Here is a 26,926-nt window from a genome sequence, read left to right as displayed (position 1 = left end):
ACCCGGCGGTTCGGGCAAAAACCGGTCTGCGGCCATTGCGTTTCCGGCGGGACCATCTTTCAGCTTGATTAGCGGCATTCCGCCCGCTAACGAAGACAGACAACCAAAAGACGAGGATGCCCCAAATGAGTGACACCGCAGAGCGCGTCAAGAAGATTGTCATCGAGCACCTGGGCGTCGATGCCGACAAGGTGACGGAGCAGGCGAGCTTCATCGACGATCTGGGCGCCGACAGTCTCGACACGGTCGAACTCGTCATGGCGTTTGAAGAAGAATTCGGCGTCGAGATCCCCGATGACGCGGCTGAAACCATCCTGACGGTGGGCGATGCCGTGAAGTACATCGACAAGGCTTCGGCCTGACGCTTTCCGCAGTCATCACCGGGGAGGACCTGCGATGAGGCGTGTCGTCGTCACGGGCCTTGGATTGCTGTCGCCGTTCGGCATGGGCTTCGAGCACAGCTGGAAGGAACTTCTGACCGGCCGCAGCGCCGCCAAGCGCATCACCGAGTTCGAGGTGGAGGATCTTGCCTGCAAGATCGCCCATGTCGTTCCGCGTGGTGACGGCAGCAACGCCACCTTCAATCCCGAGGCGGTGCTCGAGCCGAAGGAACTGCGCAAGATCGGCGACTTCATCCTGTACGGGATCGCAGCCGCCGACGAGGCACTGAAGGATTCCGGCTGGCAGCCGAAGACCCATGCCGAGCAGTGCGCCACCGGCGTTCTGATCGGTTCGGGCATTGGTGGCATCGAAGGCATCGCCGAGAACGCGATGATCCTGAAGGAGCGCGGCCCACGCCGCATCAGCCCCTTCTTCATCCCCGGCCAGATCATCAATCTCGTCTCCGGCCAGGTTTCGATCCGGCATGGGCTGAAAGGCCCCAACCATGCCGTCGTCACCGCTTGCTCGACCGGCGCGCATGCGATCGGCGACGCAGCCCGGCTGATCATCTGGGGCGATGCCGACGTCATGGTCGCCGGCGGCGCCGAAGCGCCGGTGACGCGACTGTCGATCGCTGGCTTCGCTGCCTGCCGTGCGCTGTCGACCGGGCGCAACGACGCGCCGCAAACGGCTTCGCGGCCCTATGACCGCGATCGCGACGGCTTCGTCATGGGCGAGGGCGCCGGCGTCGTCGTGCTTGAGGAACTCGAGCATGCCAAGGCGCGCGGCGCGAAGATCTATGCGGAAGTGACCGGCTACGGCCTGACCGGCGACGCCTATCACATCACCGCACCGGCTGAAGACGGCGACGGCGCATTCCGTTGCATGACGGCGGCGTTGAACCGGGCAAAGCTGACGCCTGCCGATGTCGATTACATCAACGCGCACGGCACTTCGACCATGGCCGACACGATCGAGCTCGGCGCTGTCGAGCGGCTGGTCGGCAATGCCGCATCGAAGATTTCGATGTCGTCGACCAAGTCGTCGATCGGCCATCTCCTCGGCGCGGCAGGGGCTGCCGAAGCGATCTTCTCGATCCTCGCCATCCGCGACAACATCGCGCCGGCGACCATCAACCTTGACAATCCGGAGCGTGAGACCGCGATCGACCTGGTGCCGAACAAGCCGCGTGCCCGCCAGATCGACGTGGCGTTGTCCAATTCCTTCGGCTTCGGCGGCACCAACGCTTCACTGGTCTTCCAGCGCTACAATGGCTGACCGTCCGCCTGCCGGACGGCGCTTCGGCGTGTCGTCAATTTTGCCATATTCGCCCCTACTCTGCCGCAGGGGATTCGTTGAGAGATCAAACGGTAGGGCGAAATGAACACAAATCCGGCCGGCAACGGAGAGTTCGGGCAAGGGCAGGCGACATCGGGGCCGATCGTACCGAAGACAGCCGCCGAAGCCTTGCGGCCGGAGGCCGGCACGCCGCCGCCGAAGCGCTCGCGTGCTTCGCGCAGTCAGGTCGTCGTGTTCATGAACTTCGTCATCTCCTTGGTGATGCTGATGGTTCTGGCGGCGGGTATCGCGCTTTACTTCGGCAAGCAGGAATTCACCGAGCCCGGCCCATCGGCCAATGGCGACACCTTCCTGGTCAAGCCCAACACCGGCGTCCAGGATATCGCCGACCAGCTCGAGCGGCGCGGCCTGATCAGCGACGCCCGCATATTCCGTCTTGGCGTTAGGGCCTTCGGCAATGATTCGGCGCTGAAGGCCGGCGAATACGAGATCAAGCCCCGGGCGTCCATGCGCGACATCATGGAATTGCTGAAGAGCGGCAAGTCGGTCATGTACTCGCTGACCATTCCCGAAGGGCTGACAGTCGAGCAGGCGCTGGCGCGCATCGCAGGCGAGCCCGCCTTGAGCGGCGACATGCCGGCCACCGTGCCTCCAGAGGGCAGTCTCGCCACCGATACGCTGCGCTTCACGCGCGGCGCCACGCGCCAGCAGATGATCGACAAGCTGCTGGCCGACCAGAAGAAGCTGGTCGAGGAGGTCTGGCAGCGGCGCGCCGCCGACCTGCCGCTCGCCAGCATTGACGAGTTCGTCACGCTGGCCTCGATAGTCGAGAAGGAAACAGGCAAGGGCGATGAGCGCTCGCGCGTCGCCGCGGTCTTCCTGAACCGGCTGGCCAAGGGCATGCGCCTGCAATCCGATCCGACCATCATCTACGGTCTGTTCGGCGGCAAGGGCAAACCCGCCGACCGGCCGATCTATCAGTCGGACATCCAGAAGCCGACGCCCTACAACACCTATGTGATCAACGGCCTGCCGCCGACGCCTATCGCCAATCCCGGCCGCGCGGCGCTGGAGGCGGTAGCCAATCCATCAAAGACCGACGACCTCTATTTCGTTGCCGACGGCACTGGCGGACACGTCTTCGCCGCCACGCTTAACGAGCACAATGAGAACGTCGCGCGCTATCGAGCCCAGCAGAAGAAGCAAGTCGACGACGCGGCCAAGGCTGATGCCAAGGTGGAGGGGCAGACCGACGCGCCCATTGACGGCGACGCGGGGGCGGCCCAGTAGCGGCGCACGGTTTTCCAACTCGTCCACGCTGTCGGTTGAAAGCAGGAGCGTTTGGATTTATCGGGGCCTCGTAAGCCGATTGGCAGGCGGGCATTTCGGCTTTCTGAAGGTGCGCGAGGCCGGATCACGCAGTATCCGTAATACGCGCCAGGGGGTATGCAGGCACCATGAATTTGCAGAGCATGACCGGGTTTGCGCGTGCTGTCGCCGAGCATGACGGCACCTCGATTGCCTGGGAGGTCAAATCCGTCAACGGCAAGAGCGTCGAGGTGCGGCTGCGGCTGCCGCAGGGTTTCGAGCGGCTGGAGCCGGCCACCAGGCAGACGCTTCAGAAACGTTTCGCGCGCGGCAATTTTCAGGCGACGCTCACCATCACGCGCGCCGCCGGAATGCAGTCCCAGCCCGTTGTCAACGAGGCCTTCCTCAAGGATCTGGCCGGGCTCGCCAAGCGGATCGAGGAACAATTTGGTGTTGCTCCTGCGACCGCCGACGGATTGTTGTCGCTGCGCGGCGTGCTCGATATTCCGGAGACCACCGAAACCGAGGATGTGCGCACGGCGCTCGACAACGCCGTCATGGCGGCCCTCGATGTGGCGCTGGAGGGGCTGGAGCGGTCCCGCGAGGGTGAGGGCGCGGCACTTCGCACGCTTCTGCTGGGCCACATCGACGCGATCGAGGTGCTGACGCTGGGCGCTGAAGCGGATCCGTCGCGCGAACCGGCGGCCATCCGCGAGCGCCTCGCCGAACAGGTGCGGCTCTTGATGGATGCTTCGGCCAACCTCGATGTCGGCCGCTTGCACCAGGAAGCCGCCTTCCTCGCCACCAAGGCCGATATTCGCGAGGAGATCGACCGCTTGAAGACGCATGTGACGTCCGGTCGTGCATTGCTTTCCGGCGGCGGCGCCATCGGACGCAAGCTCGATTTTCTAGCACAGGAATTTAACCGCGAATCGAATACGCTGTGCTCAAAGTCGAACGCTGCCGCGGTCACCGCCATTGGACTGGAACTGAAGGCCGTGGTCGATCAGTTCCGTGAACAGGTCCAGAATCTGGAGTAGCCGATGGTCGCCAGGGATTTAGGGTCCCGCATTCGCCGCCGGGGCCTGATGCTCGTGCTGTCGTCGCCGTCGGGCGCCGGCAAGTCGACGATTGCGCGCAACCTTCTGGAAAGCGATTCCAGCCTCGAATTGTCGGTCTCCGTCACCACCAGGCCTCGCCGCGGCTCGGAGATCGAAGGCGTTCACTATCATTTCCGCACCATGCGCGAGTTCGAGCGGCTGCGCGATTCGGACGCCCTGCTCGAATGGGCGGAGGTGCATGGCAATTGCTACGCGACACCGCGCGAACCGGCGGAACTTGCGCTCGCTCAAGGGCGCGACATGCTGTTCGACATCGATTGGCAAGGCGCCCAGCAGCTCAAGGAGAAGATGCGCGCCGACATCGTCTCGATCTTCATCCTGCCGCCGTCGATGAAGGAGTTGAAGGCAAGGCTGAAGCGCCGCGCCGAGGATCAGGAAGCGGTGATCGAGACGCGGCTGAAGAACGCGCGCAACGAGATCGAGCACTGGAAGGAGTATGATTTCGTCATCGTCAACGATGATCTCGATCGCGCCTTCGCCGAAGTGCGCGGCATCGTTGTCGCCGAGCGGTTGCGGCGCGATCGTCGGCCCGGCTTGTTCGACTTCGTCTCGGGACTTTTGGACGAGAAGACGAGCTAGCCTTTCCTTTGCCCACGAAGATGGGCCGGCGGACAAGCCGAAGGCCGGCAGCACCAAACGATGTGCCCGGGCAGGTCGCGCCTGCAAGATGCGCTTTTCGGCGCCATAAATCAGACAATTGACGAAGAGGGCAGCGCCCCTAGTTTCTCCCGCACGAACGCGTCCGCGGCGCCGGTAACGGCCGGGGCGGCAGCGTTTCAGCGTACCGCCATGAGGGAGAGCAGATCTTGAAACGCTTCTGGCTGGGCGTTCTTGCCATCATCATTGTCTGCGGCGCCGGATTTTTCGCCTATGCCTGGAAGCCGGCAATCGATCCTGTCGAGCCGCCGCAACGATCGTCGTTCGACCCGGCGTTGATCGAGAAAGGCGCTGTGCTGGCCTCGGTCGGCAATTGCACCTCCTGCCACACCAGGCCCGGTGAAAAGTCCTATGCCGGCGGGCTCGCCGTGCCGACGCCGTTCGGCACCATCTATTCGACCAACATCACGCCAGATCCGCAGACCGGCATAGGCCGTTGGTCGCAGGCAGCCTTCAACCGCGCCATGCGCGAAGGCGTCGACCGCGAGGGCAGGCATCTCTACCCGGCCTTCCCATTCGATCATTTCACGCGTGTCTCCGATGAGGACAACCGCGCGCTCTACGCCTATCTGATGACGCGCCAGCCGGTGAACAACCCGCCGCCTCCGAACGAGTTGCCTTTCCCGCTCGATATGCGCCTGGTGCTGGCCGGCTGGAAGCTGCTGTTCTTCGACAGGGGCGCCTATCAAAACGATGCGTCGCAAAGCACGCAGTGGAACCGCGGCGCCTATCTGGTCGATGGGCTCGGTCATTGCGGCGCCTGCCACACGCCGCGCAATCGGTTCGGCGCGGAAGAGAAGGGGTCGCACATGGCCGGCGGCGAGGCCGAAGGCTGGACGGCCTTTGCGCTCGACGGCACTTCACCGGCGCCGATACCGTGGACGCATGACAGCCTGTTTGCCTATCTCAGGCAAGGCTGGCATGCCGACCACGGCGTCGCCAATGGCCCGATGGGCGAAGTGACGGGCAATCTCGGCCGGCTTCCCGATGCCGACATCGACGCCATGGCCACTTACGTCATGTCGCTCATGGGCGAACCATCCGCCGAACGGACGGCCGCCGCGCAGGCCATCCGCGGCCGCGCCGCGGCCGACCCGGCGTCGACCGCCGGCGTGGCGCCGACATCCGCCGATACGCCGGCGGCGCGTGGAGCCGTCATCTACCAGGCGGCATGCGCCACCTGCCACGACGGCAGCCGTCCGCCGCCTTTCGGCGGTATCAATTTCCATCTGTCGAGCGCGGTCAACGCGCCAGATCCGCAGAACGTTATCAACACGGTGCTGTTTGGCCTGCCAGCGGCGAGTGGGCGCCCGAGCGCCATCATGCCGGGATTCGCAGCGACGCTGAAGGACGACCAGGTGAATAACCTGCTGGCCTATCTGCGCGATGCCTTTGCCGGCAAGCCGGCCTGGCAGGATGCGGCCGCCAGGATCGCCGACACCAGGAGCGGAAAATACCAAGTCAGCGTCCGGCCCTCGGACGGCATCGAGCGCGGCCCGGACAATGTAGGAGCGAAGGACAGATGATCAATCTCAACGTCAACGGCATCTCCCACCACGTCGACGTCGATCCCGCGACGCCGCTGCTTTACGTGCTGCGCAACGATTTGAAGCTGAACGGCGCCAAGTTCGGCTGCGGCCTTGGCCAATGCGGCGCCTGCACGGTGATGGTGGACGGCAAGCCCGTCTTCTCCTGCCTGACGCCGGCGATGCTGGTGGAGGGCCGCGAGGTCAAGACCGTCGAGGGCTTGGGCACGATCGAGAACCCGGGTCCGATGCAGAAAGCGTTCATCGAGGAGCAGGCGGCGCAATGCGGCTATTGCATCGCCGGCATGATGATGCGGGCGCAGGCGCTGCTCGAGGCCAAACCCGATGCCGGTGACGCCGATATCAGGCAGGCGCTGGAACCTAACCTCTGCCGCTGTGGCACGCATATGCGCATCCTGCGGGCAGTGAGCCGCGCGCGCGACCTGATGAAATCGAAATCGGCCGGCCTGGCGCCGGCCGCGGCCGCGGGGAGGGCATGATGAACGCGCCAACCTTTCCCGACCTGACACGACGCGGCTTTCTCGCCGGGACCGGCGCGCTGGTCGTGTCCTTCACCATTCCCGTGCAGGCTCAGGAGGCCGCGCCCACGGCGCAGACGCCCGCGACGCCGGCGCCGGCCAAGAAACTGCCGGGCAGCCTTGCCGATACGCCCTCGCTCGACGCCTGGATCAGGTTGGATGCCGACGGTTCGATCACCGTCTTCACTGGCAAGGCCGAACTCGGTCAAGGCACCAGGACGTCGCTACGCCAGATCGCCGCCGAAGAACTGGAGGTCGAGCCGGCTTCCATCAAGCTCATCACCGCCGACACCGCGCTGACGCCGAACGAGGGCTATACCGCCGGCAGCCAGACGATCCAGAACAGCGGCACCGCCATACGCTACGCCTCGGCGCAGGTGCGCCAGATCCTGGTCGCCAAGGCCAGCGAGAAGCTCGGCGTTCTGGCCGACCAGCTCAAGGCGGCAAGCGGCAGGATCACCGGGCCGGATGGGAAGTCCGTGGGCTATGGCGAACTGGTGGTGGCGGATTTGCTGCATGTGGACGCATCGGCCGACACAGCGCTGAAATCGCCGGACAGCTATCACGCGATCGGCAAGCCGTTTGCCCGCGTCGATATTCCGGCAAAGGTAACGGGCGGCGAGGCCTATGTTCAGGACATGCGGCTTCCCGGCATGGTGCATGCCCGCGTCGTTCGCCCACCAAGCTATTCGGCCAAGCTCGTCAGCGTCGACGAGGCCGCCATCAAGACGATGCCGGGCGTGCTGGCGGTGATCCGCGACGGCGACTTCCTGGCCGTGGTGGCCAGGCAGGAATTCCAGGCGGTCCAGGCCATGCGCGCCATGGCCGCCAAGGCGAAGTGGCAGGAGCAGCCGGCCTTGCCGGACCAGGACAATATCCCCGCCTTCCTCGAACGCTCGGTCGCCGAGGTCGGCACCGTGACCTCGGTCGGCGCGGACACGGCAGCCGGCGCAAAGACGCTGCAGGCGCAGTTCACCCGCGCCTACCAGATGCACGGGTCGATCGGCCCCTCGGCTGCCGTTGCCCTGTCGGACAAGGGTCTCATCACGGTGTGGACGCACACTCAAGGCGTTTATCCAGACCGCAAGGCGATCGCCGAGATGCTCGGCGTCGGACCGGAAAAGGTGCGCTGCATCCACACCGAGGGATCAGGCTGCTACGGCCACAATGGCGCCGACGACGCGGCGGCCGACGCCGCGCTGATCGCACAGGCGCTACCCGGCACGCCGGTGCGCGTGCAGTGGATGCGCGATCAGGAGCATTTGTGGGAGCCTTATGGCCCTGGCATGCTGACGCGCGCCAGCGCAACGCTGGACGCCAGCGGCAAGATCGTCAACTGGCACTATGACCTGTGGAGCAACAGTCACGGCACCCGGCCGGGAACCGCAGGTTCGCTGATCGCCGGCCGGCTGATGGCGAAAAATTTCCCGCCCGATCCGGCCAAGCTGCAGATCTCGCCGCTCGGCAATGGCGACCGCAATGCCATCCCGCTCTACGACGTGCCGAACCAGCGGGTGAACTGGCATTTCGTCGCCGACATGCCGGTGCGCGTCTCGTCGCTGCGCGGCCTCGGCGCCTACTGCAACGTCTTCTCGATCGAAAGCTTCATGGACGAGCTGGCCCTCGCGACCGGCGCCGACCCGGTGGAATACCGGTTGAGGCACATGACGGATCCGCGCGCCAGGAAGGTGATCGAGGTTGCGGCGCAAAAATTCGGCTGGAGCAATGATCCTATGCCGGAGGGCCGCGGTCGGGGGTTCGCTTTCGCCAAGTACAAGAATCACGCCGCCTATCTCGCAGTCGCGCTTGAAGCGGAGGTCGATCGCGACAGCGGTGCCATCGCCATCTCGCATGTGGTCTCGGCGGTCGACTGCGGCGAAGCGGTGGCGCCGGATTCGATTGTCAACCAGACCGAAGGCGGAATCCTGCAGTCAATGAGCTGGACGCTCTACGAGGCCGTCCATTTCGACGACACCCACATCCTGAGCGCGGATTGGTCGGCCTATCCGATCCTGCGCTTCAGCGCCGTTCCCGACAGCGTGGAAGTGCATGTCGTCGACAATCCCGGCACGCCCTATCTCGGCGTCGCGGAAGCAGCGCAGGGCCCGACCGCCGGCGCGATCGCCAACGCCTTCCGCCATGCGGCGGGAAAACGCATTTATGACCTGCCCTACACGCGCGAGCGCGTTAAAGCGGTGTTGGGCGTGTAGTTCGAAGCGTGCGCTCGACAAGGATCAGATTGCTCCGCGCTTCGACGGCCGGTGGCATTACACCGCATTGGTCAGCCGCACGAACTCCTCGACATCGAGCGTCTCGGCGCGCCGGGTCGGGTCGATCCCGGCGCGTTCGAGCAGGGCTTCGCCGCCGAGGCTCTTAACGCTCTGCCGCAGCATCTTTCGGCGCTGGCCGAAGGCGGCTTCCGTGACGCGACCGAGTTTTTTCACGTCGGCGCATAGCGGTTTCGCGCGCGGCTCGAGATGCACGACGGAAGAGGTCACCTTGGGCGGCGGTGTGAACGCCTGGGGTGGCACGTCGAACGCTATCCTGGCCTGCGTGCGCCACCCCGCCAGCACGCCGAGCCTGCCATAGGCCTCGCTGCCAGGCGCGGCGACGATACGCTGGGCCACCTCGCGCTGGAACATCAGGGTCATCGAGGCATAGAAGGGAGGCCACTCCGCGACGGTCAGCCAGCGGACCAGCAGTTCCGTGCCGATGTTGTAGGGCAGGTTGGCCACGATCCTGACCGGCCCGCCGTCACCGGCGGTCGCGGCAAGCGTCGGGAAGTCGATCTTCAGAGCGTCGCCGGAAACGACCTCCAGCCGTCCGGGATAATGGGCCGATATCTCGGCGAGGGCCGCCAGGCAGCGTTCGTCGCGCTCGATGGCGACGACCTTGCGCGCGCCGTTGAAAAGCAGGGCCCTTGTCAACCCGCCAGGGCCGGGGCCGACCTCGATTACGGTCGTCTCCGCCAGGCTGCCGGCGGCGCGCGCTATCTTGCCGGTCAGGTTGAGGTCGAACAGAAAATTCTGGCCCAGTGCCTTCTTTGCCTGCAAACCGTGGCGCTCGATGACCTCGCGCAGCGGCGGCAGCCCATCCATGCTCATGAGTTGAGCCTCATTGCGTGACAAGTTTGGCGTCGGTGTCGGCCAGCTGCCGTGCGAGCCGCAGCGCCGCCATCAGGCTGTCGGGCCGGGCAATGCCCCTGCCGGCGATACCGAAGGCGGTGCCGTGGTCGGGCGAGGTGCGGATGAAGGGCAGGCCGAGCGTGACATTGACCGCTTCATCGAAGGCCAGCGCCTTGGCCGGTATCAGCGCCTGGTCGTGATACATGCACAGCGCCACGTCGTAGCCGGCCCGGGCCCGGGCATGGAACAAGGTATCCGCGGGCAACGGCCCGAACGCGTCGATGCCTTCGGCTCGCAGGATCTCGATCGCCGGTCTGATGATGCGCTGGTCCTCCAGGCCCATGGAGCCATCCTCGCCCGCATGCGGGTTGAGGCCGGCGATGGCGAGCCGTGGGTTGGCGATGCCAAAGCGGTCCCTGAGGTCGGCGGCGGTGACCCGCGTCGTGGCGAGGATCAGGTCGGTGGTCAGCGCCTTCGGCACTTCGGCCAGCGCGATGTGAATGGTGACGGGAACGGTGCGCAGGTCGGGGCCTGCCAGCATCATCACCGGCATCGCTTCCACGCCGCTGTGCCGCGCCGCCAGATACGCCAGATATTCGGTGTGGCCGGGAAAGCGGAAGCCGGCGTCGTAGAGCGGCTTCTTGGCGATCGGGCAGGTGACGACGGCTGCGGCGTCGCCGGCGAGGCTAGCGGCCACCGCCCGATCGATCGCTTCGATGATGCCCGCCGCATTGGCCGGGTCCGGCTGGCCGGGGCTGTCGATGAAGCGGGCAGCCAGCGTAACGACCGGCAGTGCGTGGCCAAAGACCTCGGTTGCCTGCGCTGGCGTCGTTTCCTCGATAGGCAGCGAAACGCCGAGGCGGCGCGCCCGCGAGGCGATCAGCGCGGGATCGGCGAGGAGATAGAAGGGCGGAAGGGCCGCGGCTGTACGCGCCAGAAACGCGGCAATCGCGATTTCCGGCCCGATGCCGGAAGGATCGCCGACGCTCAACGCCAGCGCGCGCATCGCCCTGTCCACCTCAGCGCTTGACGATGCGGGCTTTTGCCTTCAGCTCGTCGACATATTTCTTGCTGAGATCGTCGGCCGCCTTGTCGTTGGAGCCTTCGCTCTGGAACACCATCTGGGCGACCTTGTCGTCGGACACCTCGCGCGACGAACAGATGCCGATGAACTCGACACCGCGCTCCGTTTGGCGGGTAGGCGTGGCGCCGCCAACCTTGGTGGCCTTGATCTGCTCGGCCCAATCCGGCGGCAGTTGCGGCGCCAGCACCCGGCCGAGATCGCGAACCGTGACGTCGATCAGGCCCTTGGCGAACTGGCGCGTCGTGTTGCAGCCGTTGAAGCGGGCACGCATGGCGTCGGCTTCGCGCTTGCGCTTGCCCAGCGTCGCGCTGCGTTCGGCGGCCGGCACGACGAAGATGACCTGCTGGAGCATGTATTCAGTGGCGCTCGGCTTGGAGCCGCCCTTGTCGAGCATGCGCCTGACGGCGTCCTGCTCGGTCACGCTGCCGCCCTCGCCGGAACGGTACCGCGCGCTCAAGGCCTGATTCCAGGCCATCTGGGCGCGGATGAACTCCTTGAAATGGCCCTTGCTGACTCCAGACTTTTCCATGACGCCGTCGAGCTGGCTGAGCTGCATCTTGTTGCTCGAGGCAAAGCGCTGGTACGCGGCCTCGACCTGCGCGTCGCTGATGTGAATCCCAAGCCGTCTGGCTTCGGCCATGCGCAAGGTCTGATCGATCATTTCCTGGCCGGCGTCGCCCTTCTTGCGCTGCAGCTTGAGGAAGGCGGCGCGATGCGCGATGTCGCCGCTGGTGATCGGTATGTCGTTGACGACGTACTTGATCTCGCTGGCGAAAGCCGGCGGCGTGATGACGGTCATCGACACGGATGTCGCCGCCACAAGCAGCGCCAACCCTGCTGAAAAGAGGTATTTCCTCATCGCAAACATCCCAATTCTATCCCGGTCCCGCCCAACTTCATCCTTCTTCGGGGTTTGTGAAGTCCCTGCCAGCCCTATGCGGCGAAACGATGTCGCGGGCTACTGGGTGGTATCGAAGGCGCTGCTCGACGATCCGAAATCGCCGAGGGTGCGGAACGACAGGTTGAAGCCGATGCTCTGCGTCACCTCCCTGGTGTTCAGGTCGCGCGACTGCGAGTACGTCATCAGATAGGTGAAGCAGGAATCATTGTAGGCGAAACCGACCCCGTCCTTGACCAGCAGGCTTTCCTCGAGGTCATAGGTTCCCGTTCCGAACACGCGCCAGTTCTCGGCAAGATGCGTGGACGCGCCGAGCGTGACCTCGTGGCGGTCGGTGGTGAAACCATAGAGCGGCTGAGCCTGGATGAAGGCGTATTTGGCGCTCAGCGACACCGGTAGGCCGGAATAGGCGGCCTTTACCTCGGCGCGGCGAACCTCGAAGCTCTGCTCGTCGAAACGGCCGCTGACCGAGGCGGCGAACCCGTTCGGGCTGCTGACGCCAAACAGGCCGACATAGTCCGACTTGGTGTTTTCGAGGCCCGAATAGGCGCCGACATTGACCAGGTCCGGCGCGTCGAAGGAGTTCTCGCCGCCGATCTGGTAGGACTGGCCGAAGATGGCGTTGGTGCCCCAGCCGTTGATGTAGGAACCGGAATAGCGAAGGCCCACATTGGCGCGCGAGCCGCCTTCGATGCGGTCATAGCCGGAGAACTTGTCGCGCTCGAACAGGGTGCTCGCGTCGAAGACCATGCTCTGGGCATCTTCGTTCGGCACAGCTAGGCCGCCGACATATTGTTCGTTCGGACGCAGGAACACCTGCGCCATCGGCTCGAACACATGACTGGAGCCGCTGGCCATGGAAAACAGCAGCGGCCAGCTCATCTCGAGTCCGGCGGTTGCCATATAGCGGGCGAAAGACGAGCGCATATCGTCCTGCTCGCCCAAATTCGTCGCCATCTGGTTGACGGCTGCGAGTGAAGCTGATGACGCGTTGACATAGTCGACGTCGCCCTGCAGCGCCAGCAAGGGTGTCAGCACCAACCCGTCATCGGTGACAAATGACCGCTTCCATTCGGCTTGGGCGGTGAGCCGGCCGGATTCGCCCTCGATGCCGCGCACACGTTGGGTGCCTGAAGGGGGGAAGTAGGGGGTGAAATAGGTCTCGTCGAGGTCATCGCGGCGGATGACGCGCGAATTGACGTTGAACGACAGCTGGCCGCCTGCGACCGATGTATCCGGAATGTAGGCATAGTCGAGCGAGGGCAGCACCCAGGGCTGCTGGCCGCTTCGCGCAGCGATGCTGCTGTCGAGCGTGTTTTCCTGGACCTCGAAATGCATGGCGCGCAGGTCGAAATAATTACGGCCGTCGAGCCCCGTCAGGTAAACCGACGACTGGTGAACGTACCCGTTGTATTTGTCGATGGCGTAGGTATTCGAGAAGTTCTTGTCGGTCTGCAGCAGCACGTCCCAGCCGAAATTCCAGCGCGAATTGATGGCGAACTGGCCTTGTGTGCCCATCATGCCGCGGAATTTGTTGGGATCGCCGGCCTTGCCCGAATCGATATTGCGGCCGGCGGCGTCGATGAAGGCGTCGGGGTCTCGTTGCTGAATCCCCGCGATCTTCAGGCTGTATTCGCCATTGTTGAAGCGCTGGCGCCACTCGGCCTCACCGAGAAAGCCCTGCTTGGTAAAGCCGGTGCCGGTGACGGTCAGGTCGTAGGTCGGCGAGAGCGCGAAATAATAGGGGACCTTCACTCCCACGCCCAGATCGCTTTTGAAGATGATGCCGGGGATCAGGAAGCCGCTCTTGCGCTTCACCGTCGGGTCGGCGATCTCGAACGCCGGCAGGTAGGCGAGCGGGAAGCCGAAGAATTCGAAATTCGCGTTCTCGAAGCGGACCGTCTTCTTCTCGCCGTTCCAGATGATCTTCCTGGCCTTCACACGCCAGGTCGGCGCCTTGTCGGGCTTGTCCTCGCACGGTTCGCAGGCAGTGTAGACGCCATTGTGGAAGGTGGTCAGCACGCCGCCCATGCGTTCGGCGCTTTCGGCGGCGAAATAGGCCTTGTCGATGGTTTCGACGCGGAGCGCGTTGACGAAACCGTCGGCGAAGTCGTCGGTGATGTCGATATGATCCGAATTGATCTTGGTGCCGTCGCTATTGATCACCTCGACATTGCCGCTTGCGACCATGCGCTTGGTGTTGCGGTTGTACTCGACCTTCTGCGCGACAAGTCGGTTGCCGCCATAGTCGATCTGCACGCCGCCGACGGCGGTCACGGTCTGATTGTCGTTGTTATAGACCAGCGTATCGGCCGCCAGCAGCATCTGCGAGCCGGACGGCACCTTGGTCGCCATGTCGCCGACATCCTGCGCGATCGCAGGCAGCGGAACCGCGCATGCAAACAGGCATGCCAAGGCGGTCGCCGCATAAAGGCGCGCCAAACCGGCCTGCCTGTTACTGGGCAAAAAGGCCTCCCTCACTAGCCGTCTTCCTTGTATAGCAGGAAAGTCACCCCGAAGAACATAGCTACCACGACCGGCACCCAGGCAGCTACGACAGTCGGCACGAACCCCGCCACGCCGAATGCCTTCACCAGCACCGAAACGACATAAAGCAGAAACCCGGCAACGACGCCACCCAGAATCATCGTTGCCGATTGCCCCATCCTCGCAAATCGCATTGAAACTGTTGCCGCAATCAGCGTCATGGCGACGAGCAGGAACGGCAACGCCACCAGCGAATCGAACTGCATGGCAAAGGCATTTGCCTTGAGACCGAAAGAACGGGCAACCTCGATTTTTCCCGGCAGATCGTAGAATGGAATGGTCTCCGGGCGCGCCAGCCGCTCCTGCACGAATTCGGGCTTCAGATTGGTCGGCACGCGATCGTTTGCCGCAGGCTGGATGGTGCCGTTCCTGAAGGTCTTGACGTCCTGCAATTCCCAGTAGCCGTCCCGCAGGTAGGCGCGCGCGGCATCCTTGCGCTCGACGATATCGCCTTGCGGGTCGAGGATGAAAAAGACAGCGTCAGCCATCTCCAGGCCCTGATTGAGGATGGCGCGCGCTCCGATGATGGTGTCTCCGGAGCTGGTTTTCTGCCGGATCCAGGGCGCGGCGTCGGCCGACACCGTATTCGACTTGCCCGAGCGCAACTGGGTTTCGATCTGTTCGGACCAGGAAAAGGCGTGCGCTGCGAGCGGGTTGATGAGACCGACCGACAGGACGCCGAACAACAGCGCTCCGATGCAGCACGGCAGAAGGAACTGCCAGGCCGAAACGCCGGCTGAGCGCGCTATGACCAGTTCATACCTGCGGTTGAGCGAGACCAGCGTCGCCATCGCCGAGAAGAGACCGACAAACGGCACGGTCTGCAGCATGATCATCGGCATCCTGAGTCCGGAAATGGCCAGCGCCGTTCCATAGGTGAAGCCGGGCAGGCCGGTCGTGCGGCCGGAAAGCTCGGTGAAATCGATCAGGAACACCAGCGCAAGCAGGCCGATGAAGAACCACACGGTGATCGTGACATAGCGGAAGAAGAAGTAGCGTCCCAGCGTCCAGCCCATCAGCTGACCCCCTGGCCCGAGGCGCTGCGCCTGGACAGGCGCAGCTTGACGGCATTCCAGGCTTCAGCCATCCGGCTGGCGAGATTCGTCAGCCAATCTGCCCAGACCACTGGCAGTTCCATCGTCCGGTTGGATGCGATGAACCAGATTGCCACCGCCGACGACACGATGGGCACGCCGTAGACCATATACGCATATTGCGGAACCTCATCGGCCTTGCTGGCGGCGAAAAAGCCCAGCCAGCGCACGAACAGCGATATCGCGATGGCCGTGATCAGCGGATTGACGCGCGCCTCGCGATGCGAGCGTGCGTCTCCGGCGACCGCGAGTGCGATCAGGGCGAAAACCATGGAATAGAGCCATTCCGAGAACCGCTGGTCGACCTCCGCCCGGTATTCGTTCGGGCGCTGCTGGTAGACCTTGTCATTGGCACTCGGGTTGAGCAGGTACTGGGTCGTCTGGTCTTTTGGCATCAGCGTCACCTCCGACGCTGCCGCCATGAAGGCCGACATGTCGAAGGCATAGGAGGTGAAGCGGATGACCGAGAGGTCGCCGGTCAGTGTCTTTCGATGGATGACGCCGTCATTCATCATCAGCACCTTTTCGCCGCCGCGTTCGATGATGCTGCCGGTCTTGGCATAGTAGACGAGGTTGACGCCTTCCTCGCGCGAATCCGCGACGAAGATGCCGCCCAGCCGGTTGTCGGGAAGCCGCTCGCCTATCTGCAGGAACAGCCCGTCATCGATCTTGCGGAATGTGCCCTCCTGGATGATCAGCGACAGAAGATCCGCGCGTGACTCCGCCACCAGCATCCGGTTCTTCTGGCGCGCATAGGGGTCGATGCCGTTGTCGACGGCGAAGGAAAAGACGCTGGCCGCGGCCGCGAGAATCATGATCGGCCGCACAATGGTCCAGCGCGAGGCGCCCGCTGCGTTGACGACGGCAAGCTCCGAATCCGAATTCATGACGCTGAGCGTCTGGGCAACCGCCACCACGAGCGCGAAGGGCACCACGATCGGAATGATCGAGGGAAGAATGAGGGCCGCAACCTCGAAGAAGGTCAGCGCCGACTGGCCGCTGTCGGTGACGAGGTCGATCTTGGCCAGCACCTGCGTCGTCCAGACAATGGCCAGCGTCCAGGCCAGCGCTGCAATAAAGACCACGAAAGCGCGGCGCATGATGTAGCGTTCAACGACCTTCATGAAGGCTTTTCTCAATTTTCTCGAACGGCATCATGCCACCGGATAAGGGTAGCCGTCCGGCGACGCCCGCACAACTGGCTGCGTCGGGCTCTGTCAGGCAGACGATCCGGTTCCCGTCCCACATCGCGCGCCACGTTGGGCCGGAGTGTCGGCGGGATTGGATAAGAAAGGGCGAACATCGATGGTTAACAACAGGTTGCGGCCAAAAAGCGGAGCCGTGCCGCGACGAATCGCCGTCGATTCATGTGCCATATGGGGAGCCCGTTTGGCAAAGTCTTGCCAAATGCCGGAAAACGACCAAATGTCGCGGATCGCTTCCAACCGCTTCGCGCGAGCCGCGCATTCCCCGAAAGCAGGACATGATGAACCAGAGACCCTCGATCGCCTTCGCAAAATTCGCCGCGCCGCAGACCGCCGCGAACAGAAGGGGGACGGTCTTCGTGCTGGCGGCGGATGATGGCGGCCTGAGCGAAACCGCCGCGGCGTATGATCCCGGCAAGACGCTGGAACGGGCCTTCCCTGTGGCCGAATTCACGGCCAAGTTCGCCAGCGTGGTGGAAGTGCTGACGCCACAGGCAAGCTCGCTCGACAGGCTGGTCGCGATCGGCGCCGGCAAGGTGTCGGGGCTCGACGAATACGCCTGGACGAAGCTTGGAGGCACCATCGCGGGGTCGCTGCGCAAGGCGACGGACGTGGCGGTGGTGCTCGACGTGGTCGGCGCCTCGTCAAGCGGTGCGCAGGCGGCCAGCCTTGCCGCGGGTATTCTTCTGCGCAGCTATTCCTTCGACAAGTACAAGACCAGGAAAGACAAGGACGACGGCCAAGGCGACAAGGCCGAGCCGAAAAAGCCGGCCAAGATAACCATCCACACCGCCGATCCGGCGGGCGCGAAGAAGGCCTTCGCCGAGACCGAGGCGGTGATCGACGGCGTGCTTTTGGCGCGTGACCTCGTCAACGAGCCGGCGAACGTCCTGGGACCTGTCGAGTTTGCCGCCCGCGCCAAGGAACTGGAGGCCCTCGGCGTCAAGGTCGAGATCCTGGCCGAGAAGGAAATGAAGAAACTCGGCATGGGGTCGCTGCTCGGAGTCGCGCAGGGCTCGCCGCGCGGCGCCCGCATGGCCGTCATGCAGTGGAACGGCGGCAAGGCCAAGGACAGCCCCGTCGCGTTCATCGGCAAGGGCGTCACCTTCGACACCGGCGGCAATTCGATGAAACCGGCATCCGGCATGGAGGACATGAAGGGCGACATGGGCGGCGCCGCGGCGGTGACCGGACTGATGCATGCGCTCGCCGCCCGCAAGGCGAAGGCCAATGTCGTCGGCATCATCGGGCTGGTGGAAAACGCCGTCGACGGCCATGCGCAGCGTCCCGGCGACATCGTTACCTCGATGTCGGGCCAGACCATCGAGGTGCTCAACACCGATGCGGAGGGGCGCCTGGTGCTGGCCGACGCGCTCTGGTACTGCAATGACCGCTTCCAGCCGAAGTTCATGGTCAACCTGGCGACGTTGACCGGCGCGATCATGGTCGCGCTCGGCCAGCACTATGCCGGCCTGTTCTCCAACAATGACGAACTGGCGGAACGCCTGGCGACAGCCGGGCAGTCGACGCAGGAGCGGCTGTGGCGCATGCCGCTCGGTCCCGAATATGACAAGCTGATCGATTCCAAGAATGCAGACATGAAGAACATCGGCGGCCGCTATGGCGGCGCCATCATCGCCGCGCAGTTCTTGCAGCGCTTCGTCAAGGACACGCCCTGGGCGCATCTCGACATCGCAGGCACTGCCATGGGGGCGCTGTCGAACGAAATCAACCAGTCCTGGGGTTCCGGCTTTGGCGTGCGGCTGCTCGACCGGCTCGTGCGCGATCACTACGAGAGCTGATCGGGACCCATGGCCGACGTGCTGTTTTATCACCTGACCGAATCGACGCTGGAGGATGCGCTGCCCGGCCTACTTGAGCGCAGCGTCGATCGCGGCTGGCGCGCCGTGGTGCAGACAGGCACCGAGGAGCGGCGCGACGCGCTCGACCAGCATCTGTGGACGTTCCGTGACGATTCCTTCCTCGCGCACGCCACTGATCGCGAAGCCCATCCCGCTGAACAGCCGATCCTTTTGACCACCGGCGAAGGCAACCCGAACGCGGCGCAGATACGCTTCCTGGTGGACGGCGCTGCGCCGCCGGACCTTGGCGGCTACGAGCGCGCCGTGTTCCTGTTCGACGGCCACGATGCGGCCCAGGTCGAGGCCGCCCGCGGGCACTGGAAGACGATGAAAGACGCCGGCCACGCGGTGACGTATTGGCAGCAGACGCCCGACCGCCGCTGGGAGCGCAAAGCCTAAGGGACGTCACCGGTGGCTGATCGCTACCCTGCTGGTATGTGGGGTCGCGATCATCGAGCCGGAAGAAACCTGTCGCTCGTACATGAGCAGCCTTATTTCTTCCCCTGCGGATGGATCGTCTCGCCGCGTTTGAGCATCTCGACAAAAGTCTCGATCTTCTTCCTGCGCCCGGCTTCGGTCTTCATGTTGTGGATACGGAAGGCGAGCGCGAAGCGGTTCTGCGCGCTGAGTTTTTCGAGCATTTGCCGAGCCTCTGGCTCGGCATCGATCGCGGCCTGCAGGTCATCGGGAATTTTCATGTCCTTGCCGCTGGCATAGGCACGCGCCCAGCGGCCATCGGCCTTGGCGGCTTCGACCTCGGCGAGCCCATGCCGCGTCATCCGGCCGTCGTCGATCAGCCGGGCGACATTGTCGATGTTGATCTGGCTCCAGATGCTTTTCTTCGTCCTCGGCGTGTAACGCTGCAGGAAGCTCTTGTCGTCGAGCCCCTTGCGCACCGCGTCGATCCAGCCCCAGCACAGCACGACCTCGATCGCCTCCTTTGCCGAGATCGACTTCAGTCCCGAGCCGGTCTTGTGGATTTTGATCCAGACCTCGGTTTCCCTGTCATGATGTTCACCGAGCCAGGTATAAAAGCTCTCGGCGTCCTCGAATTCGTGCACCTTGTCGGGGTCGACCTTGACCGGCGCCATTTGCGGCCTCGTCCATGCTTTGCGATTGCACTTTCAATGCGGCATTTCCCGCTGGATGACAATCGAAGGCGAAGATGACGGCTGTCGGATGAGGGCAGTTCTGCGGTGGCCCGCAGGCGCGGACCACCGCGGGTGTCGTTTCACTGCCCGCCCATTTCCTTCTTGAACGTGTCGAAATCGACCTGCATGCCATTGAAGATGGTGCTCCAATGGCGGGTCAGCGCCGCCATCGCCACCGCCTCCTGGATTTCCTCATCGGTAGCGCCGGCGCGCTTGGCGTTTTGCGTGTCCGACCAGATGCAGTAGTTGCACGGGATCTGCGCCGCCACTGCCAGCGAGATCAATGACTTTACCTTTGGCGGCAGCGCCGTCTTGTCGCTGAGTTCGATGGCCTTGACCTCGGCCCAGGCGCCGGGCAGACCGGCTTTGGGAAGTTGCTTCACAAAGCTCGGCACGCCGCCCATGGTCGACTGGATGTCCTTTATGGTTGCATCGTAGTCGTCGGCATAGGCAGGGGCCGCGGCGAGGACGCAGGCCACGGCGGTTAGAGCCAACGCACGATGGAGGGACGAATGCACGGATTTGGCAATGCGATGGTGTGACATGTTTTCCTCCTCTGGTCTTTGTTAGCCTTACTGTGTAAGGTGAAGTGAAAAATGAACCTTACGCTGTAAGTTGTCAAGCGCGGCCATGGACTCATCGGTCAAAAAAAAGCGAGCACGCGGACGGCTGTCCCGCGAGATGATCGAGGATGCCGCTTTCGAGGTGATCGAGAAGGAGGGCCTTTCCGGTTTTTCGATGCGCAAGCTCGCCGCCGTGCTCGGCTGCGAGGCGATGAGCATTTATCATTACTTCCCCTCGCAAGCGCACCTCTATGAGGCGTTGGTCGATCGCCAGGTCAGCGGGATGGTTATCCCCGACGACAGCATGCCGTGGCGCGACAGGATTCGGATGGTCATGCATGAGTTTCGCCGTGTTGCGAGGGAGCACCCGGCCTTTGCGCCATTCCTTGTCGTCTACCGGATGAATTCGCCGCCTTGCCTTGCTATGCTGAACGGCGTCATCGGCCTGTTCGAGGCTGGCGGTTTCGGCCCGGAACTCAGCGCCAGGCTGTTTCGCACCGCCAGCTATTATCTCATGGGCGCGATCCTCGACGAGACCGCGGGCTACGCCAAGGGCCCGTCGGCGGTGACCACCGTCGACGACGAGCAACTGGCGAAGGATTTCCCCAGTGTCATGGCGGCCGGGACCTATTTCGGCACCGGCGGTTTCGACAAGACATTCGAACTCGGCCTCGACATGCTATTGGACGAAATGGAGCGCCTGCGCGACAGCGCCAATGCAGCCTAATTGTCCGGCAACGTCCGACTACAAGGTGATTCCCTGAATGCGCTTTCTGTTCCTGTTGATCCTGCTCGCCGGCATCGGCGTCGGCGCCATCTATCCATGGGCGATGACTAATTTCTCCGGTCACCAGATCGGCAGCTGGCGGGTCTATGAGGGCGGCCGCTTCAGGCAGGTCACAGTGCCGCTTGCCGCGCGCGATGCGCCGGTCAGGGTGCTGGTCGACTTGACCGCGAGGGCCGAGCGCATCGTTTCGCAGCAGCGCACGGTGCTGACGCTGACAGCCGCCTCCGGCGGCCGCACGGTGCTTGCCTCGACGCTTCAGTTCAATCATTCCGACAATCCGCGTCAGGCGAGCCCGCAACTGCCCGACAAGATCTTCCGCGATGAGGCTGGCGTGATCCGGACCGTCGGCCCCGGCCCCTATGTCTTCACCGTCGGTCCCGGCGACGCCGACGACATCCCGATAGGCGCGGTCGATCTTGTCTTGCGCTCCGGTGTGGGCGAGACCGACAGCCGTGCGCGACCGGTTGGCTTCGCGCTGATGGCGATCGGCTTGATCGGCTTCCTGCTGTCCTTGCGTTCTGCCGGCGGCCGGCCGCAAAATCCGAATTCACAGCCACCGCCGCCACGTTGGGGCAGGGGTTCCACATGAACTATCGCCACGCCTATCACGCCGGAAATTTTGCCGACGTCGTCAAGCACGTCGTGCTGACGCGGCTGCTTGAATATCTGAAGCAGAAGGACAAGGCGTTCCGCGTCATCGACACTCATGCAGGCATCGGCCGCTACGATCTGTCCTCGCTCGAGGCGCAGAAGACCGGCGAATGGCAAGGCGGCATCGGCCGGCTGGTCGATGCCGCGCCCGAAGCCCAGGCCGCAATGCTGCTCGCGCCCTATCTCGACGCGGTGCGTGCGTGCAACGCAGACGGTCCATTGAAAAAATATCCGGGCTCGCCGCTGGTCGCGCGGCACCTTCTGCGTAAGCAGGACCGGCTATCGGCGATCGAGCTGCACCCGAAGGATGTCGCGAAGCTGAAGACGGAATTCGCCGGCGATTTCCAGACAAGGGTGATCGAGCTCGACGGCTGGCTGGCGCTCGGCGCACACCTGCCGCCGAAGGAAAAGCGAGGACTGGTGCTGATCGATCCGCCATTCGAGGAAGAGGGCGAGTTCGGCCGCCTCGTCGACGGGCTGGCGAAGGCGCACAAGCGCTGGCCGGGCGGCATCTATGCGCTGTGGTATCCGATCAAGGACCGCAAGGCGGTGATTGGCTTCCGCAAGGCACTGAAGGAAACCGGCGTTCCGAAATTGCTCGACATCGAATTCGAAATCCGGCCCGCGTCGCAAGAGCCCAGCCTCGACGGCAGCGGCCTGGTCGTGGCCAACCCGCCTTTCACGCTGGAAGGTGAATTGCGCATTCTCCTGCCGGCCCTGCACAAATTGCTGGTCTTGGAAAAGCCGGCGCACTGGACGCTGAACTGGCTGGCAGGGGAGTAGCAGCGGGATGCAGGCTGCGAGCGGCGTCCTTACAGATGCGCCAAGACAAACAGTTAAAGCGGGTCTGCGGCCGGCCCGGCTCCGCTCCGCTGGAATTGGTGGCCGGCTTCTGCCTCGCCATCGGCGCCGCGGTGCCCTATGCCGCCGGCGCGCTCATCCTGTTCACGGTGGCGGCGAACCTGCTCGTCCTGCCCTTCTGGCGCCATCACGGGCCGGAAAGGCAGGCGCTGAGGTCCGCGTTCCTGGTCAACATCGCCGTTATCGGCGGGCTGCTGCTGGCGGCGCGTCCCGGCTGATGGCCGGCGGCCACGCCCTGGAAACCATTGTCAATGCAATCGCTTGACCGCCGCCCGGCGAATCCCGCACAGTGCGCGCAATCGACCTTGAGAGGCTGCCATGACTCGCTTCGCCCGCTCCGCCCTTGCCGCCCTGATCTCGCTCTGCACGCCATTTGGCACATCGCTTGGCTTCACCCAGGCGGCGCAAGCCGCCGATCTTGCCGTCTATTCTGACGAGGACAGCGGCATTTGCGGCGAAGCCTGGGTGCTGAACAAGATCACCAGCCGCTTCTCCTATCAGGTGCGGCACGTCCCGCACCTGCCGGATGTCGCGATCACCGATTTCCACCGCATCCACCAGCACCGCTACTTGCCGGCCAGCGAGGAATGGCCGATCGGCCGGCGCTATTGCGGCGCCACGGTCGCCCTGTCAGATGGCCGCGACCGCGCCATCTGGTACCTGATCGAGGAAGGCCAGGGCTTTGCCTCGATCGGCGACAATGTCGAATTCTGCGTCTCGGGCTTCGACCGCTGGATGGTCTACAACGGCCGCTGCCGCATCCTGCGCTAGCGGGCGGTTTCCAGTCTCGATTTCGTTAGAGCCTGCGGCTCAAGCCGCGGGCCTTTTCTGTGACTCGGGGTATCGGCCCTGACGAAAATATGTGCCGCGCGGCACGCGCCGACAATGTTTGCCAATCGCAGTGCTATTTCCTGCCTCGCGTCGCCTCGGCTTCACCGATGATCTTTCGAAGAAAGGCAACGTGACTGCGAAAAGCGCGGCGCCCGATCGTCGTTGCTTTGATCCGTGTCCGCGGCCGCCGCCCGACGAAAAGCTTTTCAACATCGACGTAGCCCGCTTTGGCCAGCGTATCGAGATGCGCGCCGAGATTTCCGTCGGTGGTTTCGATCATGGCTTTCAGTTGCGTGAACTCCAGCGCCTCGCGTCTTTCCAGCGTGTTCAGGGCGGCCATGATCCTGAGCCGTGTACCCTGATGGATGATGTCGTCGGCACTCATCAATGGCTCCAATGCTGCGGACCTTGAGCTGTCACCCTACGGCTCTGCAGCCTCGGGCAGTACTAACCATTCGCCTTTGTGAACGACATCGAACACACTTGCCAGAATACTCTGGTATACAGAGTAATCTGTCAATTCAGTGATGAAGCCAGGCTTGACAAGGTGATCTCCAGATCGGCGCATCGCATTGCACTTGTAATCCGAAGGGACCGGTCGCCTGCAAAAGATGATCATTCTCTATAAGCCGCAGCTCATGATATTCGCGGCCGAAGATCAATGCGCGAAGCTGCTTGCTGATCTTTGCAGCTTCATGGCAGGCGCGCCCACGCAGCGCATCGAGAATGTCGATGCCAAATTGCTGGCGATATCGGAAGATAACGCCATATTTTTGCGATGATGAGTGATCATGTGTCGATCGCAACGAAAATTTAAGCTGAGAAAATCATATCATTGCTTCGCTGGCTAGCGAGGCGCGAGTCAGATAAGCATGACACGCCGGGCCATTAACGGTCGTCGGCATAACGCAAGGGGCATCGCATGGCTAAGCAGTCATCAAAAGCGCCGGCATCCAAGGCACCGGCAAAGAAAGCACCTGTAAAAGCGGCGGCGGCGAAAGCCGCGACCGCGGTCAAGAAAGCAGCACCCGCTGCCAAACCGAAGGCGGCAGCGCCGAAGGCAAAGGCGGCACCGGCCAAAAAGCCGGCAGCCAAGGCCGCCGCGAAACCGGCGGCGAAGAAGGCAGCGCCCGCCAAGGCCAGCGCCGCATCCGCAAAGAAGGCTGCACCGGCCAAGAAGGCCGCTCCGGCAAAGAAAGCCGCTCCGGCCAGGAAGCCGGCTGCCAAGGCCGCGGCCAAGCCCGCTGCCAAGAAGGCAGCCCCTGCCAAGGCTCCGGCCAAGGCTGCCGCGGCGAAGTCTTCGGCACCGGTGAAGAAGGCGGCGCCAGCCGCCAAGAAAGCAGCGCCGGCGAAGGCCGCGAAGAAGTAGTCGCGTTTCTTCGCGCCGGGGACCGTGTCGGCAGAAATGAGGGCAGGTGCCGTTGAGGCCTCGCCCTCTGCTCTGGCATTGGGGCGCAACGAGAGGGGCGGACGCCAGATATCTTTCGCAGCTCCCAGGACTTCGCCGCAGGGCGAAGTCCGGTGGGCTTTTGTTGCCCGCGCCATCACGCGGCGACGGGACGATCGTTGGTCTTGTCGGCCTGTCGGAGTTTGCCGCCGTCACCATGTGGCGCATCCTGATCAAGGCGTACAAGAGACCAAGGCATGCAGGAGTGGTCGCCGGCTGCTGGCGGCTGGTTTTTCCGCTTCTGGCTGTTGCGCGGGGAAGGGCGCCCGGTCAACAGTGACGGGCTGCCAACAGGAACCTGATCATGCCGAAGCTGCTTTACGCCTCCACGTCCCCCTATAGTTCCAAGGTACGAATGGCGGCCCTTTATGCCGGCATCGCGGTCGACCTGGCGCCTGTCAAGACCGAAGACAAGCCGGCCGAACTGATCGGCGCCAATCCGCTGGGCAAGATCCCCGTGCTGGTGCTCGACGACGGCCGCTCGATCCACGACAGCCGAGCCATCACCCAGCAGCTCAACCGGATGTCGAAGAGCGCGCTGTTTCCGCGCAATCCCGACAAGCGGCTGGAAGCGGAAGTGCTGGAAGCGTTGGCGGACGGCATCTGCGACTGTGCGCTGTCGATGGTTTATGAGCGCCGCACGCGGCCCGAGGAGATGGTCTACCAGCCCTGGCTCGATCGCCAGTGGGCGAAGATCACCGCCGCGCTCGATCTACTCAACGCCAATCCGCCGAAACTGCCGAAGAAGATCACCGCCGGCCAGATGGCGCTGCGCGCCTGCCTTGGCTACCTGGCGCTGCGTTTCGCCGGGAAATGGGAAAAAGGCCGCAACCGGCTGGTCCGCTGGGCCGCGCGCTTCGATGAGAAATTCCCTGACCTGAAACCCTGCGTTCCCGCGTGAGCGGCCGACAATAAAAAAGCCGGGCGCGAGGCCCGGCTTCTTCGTGTCGTGGCTTGAACGACTTAGAACTTCATACCGACGCCGAAGGTGACGCGGTTGTCGGTGGCCTTGACCTTGCCGATGCCATCGAAGTCCTTGCTGCCGAAGTCGGTGTAGCGGTATTCGACGCGGCCGAACACATTGTCGGTCAGCTTGATGTCGGTACCAAGACCGGCGGTCCAGCCGATCATGGTGGCGCGGTCGCTGGCGCCGAGGACGCTGTCCTCCACCTTCAGGCTCCTGCCGGCGAGACCACCGGTGCCGTAGAGCAGGATTTCCGGGGTCACAGCGTAGCCGAGACGGGCACGCAGCGAGCCTTCGAAGCCGGCCTTGGAGTCGATGCCATTGTCGTCGCCCTTGACGCCGTTGTAGCCGAGTTCGGCTTCACCGCCGTAGACGAAGTTCTCCTGCTGCCACTGATAGCCGCCGAAGACGCTGCCGATGAAACCCTTGGTATCGGTCTCAACGTCGAAATCCTTTTCCTTGGTACGGCCACTGAAGCCATAGCCAAGATTAAGACCGGCATAGGGGCCGGCCCAGGACGCGACGGGCAGTTCGGCGACCGGGGCAGGTGCCGGCGGCTCTTCCTGGACCACATCGGCGGCATAGGCAGTTCCACCGAGGGCGAAGAGCCCGAGCGCTACGGCCAGCGGCCGTGCGAATTTGAGATTGGCTTGCATTGTTGTTACTCCTTAAGCCACAGGACACAGGCTTGTTCTTACGATCGCCCATCAACCCGTCCGGGGGGTGAAACGGATCTGGCGTTCGTCGGTTCCAAATGTCGTGTCGAAATGCGGCTGAAGCGAACCTGAACTTGGGTCATTCCCCGGCGCGAATGAGGCAGAAACTTGACGTTGCATCTTCGCAACAGCGAAATGTCAGCAGATGGGCCGTGCTGCGCCGCACGCGGCTTGGTGCAAGGAGTCCGGCCCCCTATATTGTTTCGAGGCTGGCCCATTGCGGGGCCGGCTAGAGATGCCGAACCGGCCGTTTCGCCACAATGCTGCCGCAGGTGCGAACGCCATTTAACGGGTGGCGGGCCATAATTT

At 63.7% G+C, this 26,926-nt stretch carries 28 protein-coding genes; 17 read left to right on the top strand and 11 right to left on the bottom strand.

Annotated features, from left to right (window positions below; all coding sequences use genetic code 11):
- Nucleotides 1-125 precede the first annotated feature (125 nt).
- The 8 genes from FJ972_RS21310 (at nucleotide 126) to FJ972_RS21275 (ending at nucleotide 9,041) form a co-directional block, all read left to right on the top strand.
- Nucleotides 126-362, top strand: a complete 237-nt coding sequence (locus FJ972_RS21310) for an acyl carrier protein (protein WP_006203723.1) — start codon at nucleotides 126-128, stop codon at nucleotides 360-362.
- 34 nt (nucleotides 363-396) lie between these two features.
- The gene (gene fabF, locus FJ972_RS21305; protein WP_140520649.1) at nucleotides 397-1,659 is read left to right on the top strand and encodes a beta-ketoacyl-ACP synthase II; all 1,263 of its coding nucleotides are present in this window, start codon (nucleotides 397-399) and stop codon (nucleotides 1,657-1,659) included.
- A 102-nt stretch (nucleotides 1,660-1,761) separates the two neighbouring features.
- Complete coding sequence (gene mltG, locus FJ972_RS21300; RefSeq protein WP_140494453.1) at nucleotides 1,762-2,970, top strand: endolytic transglycosylase MltG; 1,209 nt, start codon at nucleotides 1,762-1,764, stop codon at nucleotides 2,968-2,970.
- A 167-nt stretch (nucleotides 2,971-3,137) separates the two neighbouring features.
- Complete coding sequence (locus tag FJ972_RS21295) at nucleotides 3,138-4,028, top strand: YicC/YloC family endoribonuclease (protein WP_140520648.1); 891 nt, start codon at nucleotides 3,138-3,140, stop codon at nucleotides 4,026-4,028.
- 3 nt (nucleotides 4,029-4,031) lie between these two features.
- Nucleotides 4,032-4,688, top strand: a complete 657-nt coding sequence (gene gmk / locus FJ972_RS21290) for a guanylate kinase (RefSeq protein ID WP_140494448.1) — start codon at nucleotides 4,032-4,034, stop codon at nucleotides 4,686-4,688.
- 227 nt (nucleotides 4,689-4,915) lie between these two features.
- Nucleotides 4,916-6,292: a cytochrome c gene (locus FJ972_RS21285; RefSeq protein ID WP_140520647.1), complete on the top strand. Its 1,377-nt coding sequence runs from the start codon at nucleotides 4,916-4,918 to the stop codon at nucleotides 6,290-6,292.
- Nucleotides 6,289-6,792 carry a (2Fe-2S)-binding protein gene (locus tag FJ972_RS21280; protein ID WP_140520646.1) on the top strand — a complete coding sequence of 168 codons (504 nt, stop codon included), beginning with the start codon at nucleotides 6,289-6,291 and terminating at the stop codon, nucleotides 6,790-6,792. The genes FJ972_RS21285 and FJ972_RS21280 overlap by 4 nt, the downstream gene beginning before the upstream one ends.
- Nucleotides 6,792-9,041: a xanthine dehydrogenase family protein molybdopterin-binding subunit gene (locus FJ972_RS21275; protein WP_140520645.1), complete on the top strand. Its 2,250-nt coding sequence runs from the start codon at nucleotides 6,792-6,794 to the stop codon at nucleotides 9,039-9,041. Before FJ972_RS21280 ends, FJ972_RS21275 begins: the two co-directional genes overlap by 1 nt.
- 57 nt (nucleotides 9,042-9,098) lie before the next feature.
- On the opposite strand, the gene rsmA is transcribed toward FJ972_RS21275, so the two are convergent.
- From rsmA to lptF, 6 genes are all read right to left on the bottom strand, one after another.
- The gene (gene rsmA / locus FJ972_RS21270; RefSeq protein ID WP_140520644.1) at nucleotides 9,099-9,935 is read right to left on the bottom strand and encodes a 16S rRNA (adenine(1518)-N(6)/adenine(1519)-N(6))-dimethyltransferase RsmA; all 837 of its coding nucleotides are present in this window, start codon (nucleotides 9,933-9,935) and stop codon (nucleotides 9,099-9,101) included.
- Nucleotides 9,936-9,945: 10 nt separating this feature from the next.
- On the bottom strand, nucleotides 9,946-10,962 hold the full coding sequence (gene pdxA, locus FJ972_RS21265) for a 4-hydroxythreonine-4-phosphate dehydrogenase PdxA (protein ID WP_181168441.1): 1,017 nt from the start codon (nucleotides 10,960-10,962) through the stop codon (nucleotides 9,946-9,948).
- A gap of 13 nt (nucleotides 10,963-10,975) precedes the next feature.
- Nucleotides 10,976-11,908 carry a SurA N-terminal domain-containing protein gene (locus tag FJ972_RS21260; protein WP_181167198.1) on the bottom strand — a complete coding sequence of 311 codons (933 nt, stop codon included), beginning with the start codon at nucleotides 11,906-11,908 and terminating at the stop codon, nucleotides 10,976-10,978.
- Nucleotides 11,909-11,998: 90 nt separating this feature from the next.
- The gene (locus FJ972_RS21255; protein WP_181165135.1) at nucleotides 11,999-14,419 is read right to left on the bottom strand and encodes an LPS-assembly protein LptD; all 2,421 of its coding nucleotides are present in this window, start codon (nucleotides 14,417-14,419) and stop codon (nucleotides 11,999-12,001) included.
- Nucleotides 14,419-15,504, bottom strand: coding sequence for an LPS export ABC transporter permease LptG (gene lptG / locus FJ972_RS21250; protein ID WP_181165175.1), 1,086 nt, complete (start codon nucleotides 15,502-15,504; stop codon nucleotides 14,419-14,421). Before lptG ends, FJ972_RS21255 begins: the two co-directional genes overlap by 1 nt.
- Nucleotides 15,501-16,703 carry an LPS export ABC transporter permease LptF gene (gene lptF / locus FJ972_RS21245; RefSeq protein WP_140520640.1) on the bottom strand — a complete coding sequence of 401 codons (1,203 nt, stop codon included), beginning with the start codon at nucleotides 16,701-16,703 and terminating at the stop codon, nucleotides 15,501-15,503. The genes lptG and lptF overlap by 4 nt, the downstream gene beginning before the upstream one ends.
- A gap of 362 nt (nucleotides 16,704-17,065) precedes the next feature.
- On the opposite strand from lptF, the gene FJ972_RS21240 reads away from it, so the two are divergent.
- Complete coding sequence (locus FJ972_RS21240) at nucleotides 17,066-18,586, top strand: leucyl aminopeptidase (RefSeq protein ID WP_140520639.1); 1,521 nt, start codon at nucleotides 17,066-17,068, stop codon at nucleotides 18,584-18,586.
- Nucleotides 18,587-18,595: 9 nt separating this feature from the next.
- Nucleotides 18,596-19,045 (top strand): DNA polymerase III subunit chi, encoded by a 450-nt coding sequence (locus tag FJ972_RS21235; RefSeq protein WP_140494426.1) that lies wholly within the window; start codon nucleotides 18,596-18,598, stop codon nucleotides 19,043-19,045.
- 92 nt (nucleotides 19,046-19,137) lie between these two features.
- On the opposite strand, the gene FJ972_RS21230 is transcribed toward FJ972_RS21235, so the two are convergent.
- Both FJ972_RS21230 and FJ972_RS21225 read right to left on the bottom strand, forming a co-directional pair.
- Nucleotides 19,138-19,737, bottom strand: coding sequence for a YdeI/OmpD-associated family protein (locus FJ972_RS21230; protein WP_140520638.1), 600 nt, complete (start codon nucleotides 19,735-19,737; stop codon nucleotides 19,138-19,140).
- Nucleotides 19,738-19,877: 140 nt separating this feature from the next.
- Entirely contained in the window at nucleotides 19,878-20,342 is a 465-nt protein-coding gene (locus tag FJ972_RS21225; protein WP_140494422.1) for a carboxymuconolactone decarboxylase family protein, read from the bottom strand.
- Nucleotides 20,343-20,427: 85 nt separating this feature from the next.
- Between FJ972_RS21225 and FJ972_RS21220 the strand changes: the two genes are divergently transcribed.
- The 5 genes from FJ972_RS21220 (at nucleotide 20,428) to FJ972_RS21200 (ending at nucleotide 23,430) form a co-directional block, all read left to right on the top strand.
- The gene (locus tag FJ972_RS21220; protein WP_140520637.1) at nucleotides 20,428-21,087 is read left to right on the top strand and encodes a TetR/AcrR family transcriptional regulator; all 660 of its coding nucleotides are present in this window, start codon (nucleotides 20,428-20,430) and stop codon (nucleotides 21,085-21,087) included.
- Between the two features lie 37 nt (nucleotides 21,088-21,124).
- Nucleotides 21,125-21,736, top strand: coding sequence for a hypothetical protein (locus FJ972_RS21215; RefSeq protein WP_140520636.1), 612 nt, complete (start codon nucleotides 21,125-21,127; stop codon nucleotides 21,734-21,736).
- Nucleotides 21,733-22,581 (top strand): 23S rRNA (adenine(2030)-N(6))-methyltransferase RlmJ, encoded by an 849-nt coding sequence (locus tag FJ972_RS21210; RefSeq protein ID WP_140494416.1) that lies wholly within the window; start codon nucleotides 21,733-21,735, stop codon nucleotides 22,579-22,581. The genes FJ972_RS21215 and FJ972_RS21210 overlap by 4 nt, the downstream gene beginning before the upstream one ends.
- 35 nt (nucleotides 22,582-22,616) lie before the next feature.
- A complete protein-coding gene (locus FJ972_RS21205) occupies nucleotides 22,617-22,877 on the top strand; it encodes a DoxX family protein (protein WP_181165134.1) in 261 nt (86 codons plus the stop codon).
- Nucleotides 22,878-22,977: 100 nt separating this feature from the next.
- Nucleotides 22,978-23,430 carry a hypothetical protein gene (locus FJ972_RS21200; RefSeq protein ID WP_140494414.1) on the top strand — a complete coding sequence of 151 codons (453 nt, stop codon included), beginning with the start codon at nucleotides 22,978-22,980 and terminating at the stop codon, nucleotides 23,428-23,430.
- Between the two features lie 133 nt (nucleotides 23,431-23,563).
- Here the strand turns inward: FJ972_RS21200 and FJ972_RS21195 are convergent, their stop codons facing one another.
- Entirely contained in the window at nucleotides 23,564-23,875 is a 312-nt protein-coding gene (locus FJ972_RS21195) for a transcriptional regulator (protein WP_140520635.1), read from the bottom strand.
- Between the two features lie 226 nt (nucleotides 23,876-24,101).
- On the opposite strand from FJ972_RS21195, the gene FJ972_RS21190 reads away from it, so the two are divergent.
- A complete protein-coding gene (locus FJ972_RS21190; RefSeq protein ID WP_181167200.1) occupies nucleotides 24,102-24,272 on the top strand; it encodes a hypothetical protein in 171 nt (56 codons plus the stop codon).
- A gap of 106 nt (nucleotides 24,273-24,378) precedes the next feature.
- On the opposite strand, the gene FJ972_RS21185 is transcribed toward FJ972_RS21190, so the two are convergent.
- Nucleotides 24,379-25,035 (bottom strand): hypothetical protein, encoded by a 657-nt coding sequence (locus tag FJ972_RS21185; protein ID WP_226880366.1) that lies wholly within the window; start codon nucleotides 25,033-25,035, stop codon nucleotides 24,379-24,381.
- Between the two features lie 206 nt (nucleotides 25,036-25,241).
- Between FJ972_RS21185 and FJ972_RS21180 the strand changes: the two genes are divergently transcribed.
- A complete protein-coding gene (locus FJ972_RS21180) occupies nucleotides 25,242-25,838 on the top strand; it encodes a glutathione S-transferase family protein (RefSeq protein ID WP_140494408.1) in 597 nt (198 codons plus the stop codon).
- Between the two features lie 62 nt (nucleotides 25,839-25,900).
- Here FJ972_RS21180 and FJ972_RS21175 read toward each other — a convergent pair whose 3' ends face one another.
- Complete coding sequence (locus FJ972_RS21175; RefSeq protein WP_140494406.1) at nucleotides 25,901-26,557, bottom strand: outer membrane protein; 657 nt, start codon at nucleotides 26,555-26,557, stop codon at nucleotides 25,901-25,903.
- Nucleotides 26,558-26,926: the final 369 nt, after the last annotated feature.

Source organism: Mesorhizobium sp. B2-1-1 (assembly GCF_006442975.2).
GTDB lineage: Bacteria > Pseudomonadota > Alphaproteobacteria > Rhizobiales > Rhizobiaceae > Mesorhizobium.
Note: the sequence above shows the minus strand (reverse complement) of the source record. Positions and strands in the feature narration are given on the sequence as shown.

Bases quoted from the DNA above. Each gene is read 5' to 3' on its own strand.
- FJ972_RS21310 (WP_006203723.1), top strand. From the start codon at position 126: ATGAGTGACACCGCAGAGCGCGTCAAGAAGATTGTCATCGAGCACCTG.
- fabF (WP_140520649.1), top strand. From the start codon at position 397: ATGAGGCGTGTCGTCGTCACGGGCCTTGGATTGCTGTCGCCGTTCGGC.
- mltG (WP_140494453.1), top strand. From the start codon at position 1,762: ATGAACACAAATCCGGCCGGCAACGGAGAGTTCGGGCAAGGGCAGGCG.
- FJ972_RS21295 (WP_140520648.1), top strand. From the start codon at position 3,138: ATGAATTTGCAGAGCATGACCGGGTTTGCGCGTGCTGTCGCCGAGCAT.
- gmk (WP_140494448.1), top strand. From the start codon at position 4,032: ATGGTCGCCAGGGATTTAGGGTCCCGCATTCGCCGCCGGGGCCTGATG.
- FJ972_RS21280 (WP_140520646.1), top strand. From the start codon at position 6,289: ATGATCAATCTCAACGTCAACGGCATCTCCCACCACGTCGACGTCGAT.
- FJ972_RS21275 (WP_140520645.1), top strand. From the start codon at position 6,792: ATGAACGCGCCAACCTTTCCCGACCTGACACGACGCGGCTTTCTCGCC.
- rsmA (WP_140520644.1), bottom strand. From the start codon at position 9,935: ATGAGCATGGATGGGCTGCCGCCGCTGCGCGAGGTCATCGAGCGCCAC.
- pdxA (WP_181168441.1), bottom strand. From the start codon at position 10,962: ATGCGCGCGCTGGCGTTGAGCGTCGGCGATCCTTCCGGCATCGGGCCG.
- FJ972_RS21260 (WP_181167198.1), bottom strand. From the start codon at position 11,908: ATGTTTGCGATGAGGAAATACCTCTTTTCAGCAGGGTTGGCGCTGCTT.
- lptF (WP_140520640.1), bottom strand. From the start codon at position 16,703: ATGAAGGTCGTTGAACGCTACATCATGCGCCGCGCTTTCGTGGTCTTT.
- FJ972_RS21240 (WP_140520639.1), top strand. From the start codon at position 17,066: ATGAACCAGAGACCCTCGATCGCCTTCGCAAAATTCGCCGCGCCGCAG.
- FJ972_RS21235 (WP_140494426.1), top strand. From the start codon at position 18,596: ATGGCCGACGTGCTGTTTTATCACCTGACCGAATCGACGCTGGAGGAT.
- FJ972_RS21230 (WP_140520638.1), bottom strand. From the start codon at position 19,737: ATGGCGCCGGTCAAGGTCGACCCCGACAAGGTGCACGAATTCGAGGAC.
- FJ972_RS21225 (WP_140494422.1), bottom strand. From the start codon at position 20,342: ATGTCACACCATCGCATTGCCAAATCCGTGCATTCGTCCCTCCATCGT.
- FJ972_RS21220 (WP_140520637.1), top strand. From the start codon at position 20,428: ATGGACTCATCGGTCAAAAAAAAGCGAGCACGCGGACGGCTGTCCCGC.
- FJ972_RS21215 (WP_140520636.1), top strand. From the start codon at position 21,125: ATGCGCTTTCTGTTCCTGTTGATCCTGCTCGCCGGCATCGGCGTCGGC.
- FJ972_RS21210 (WP_140494416.1), top strand. From the start codon at position 21,733: ATGAACTATCGCCACGCCTATCACGCCGGAAATTTTGCCGACGTCGTC.
- FJ972_RS21205 (WP_181165134.1), top strand. From the start codon at position 22,617: ATGCGCCAAGACAAACAGTTAAAGCGGGTCTGCGGCCGGCCCGGCTCC.
- FJ972_RS21200 (WP_140494414.1), top strand. From the start codon at position 22,978: ATGACTCGCTTCGCCCGCTCCGCCCTTGCCGCCCTGATCTCGCTCTGC.
- FJ972_RS21195 (WP_140520635.1), bottom strand. From the start codon at position 23,875: ATGAGTGCCGACGACATCATCCATCAGGGTACACGGCTCAGGATCATG.
- FJ972_RS21190 (WP_181167200.1), top strand. From the start codon at position 24,102: ATGATCATTCTCTATAAGCCGCAGCTCATGATATTCGCGGCCGAAGAT.
- FJ972_RS21185 (WP_226880366.1), bottom strand. From the start codon at position 25,035: ATGGCGCGGGCAACAAAAGCCCACCGGACTTCGCCCTGCGGCGAAGTC.
- FJ972_RS21180 (WP_140494408.1), top strand. From the start codon at position 25,242: ATGCCGAAGCTGCTTTACGCCTCCACGTCCCCCTATAGTTCCAAGGTA.
- FJ972_RS21175 (WP_140494406.1), bottom strand. From the start codon at position 26,557: ATGCAAGCCAATCTCAAATTCGCACGGCCGCTGGCCGTAGCGCTCGGG.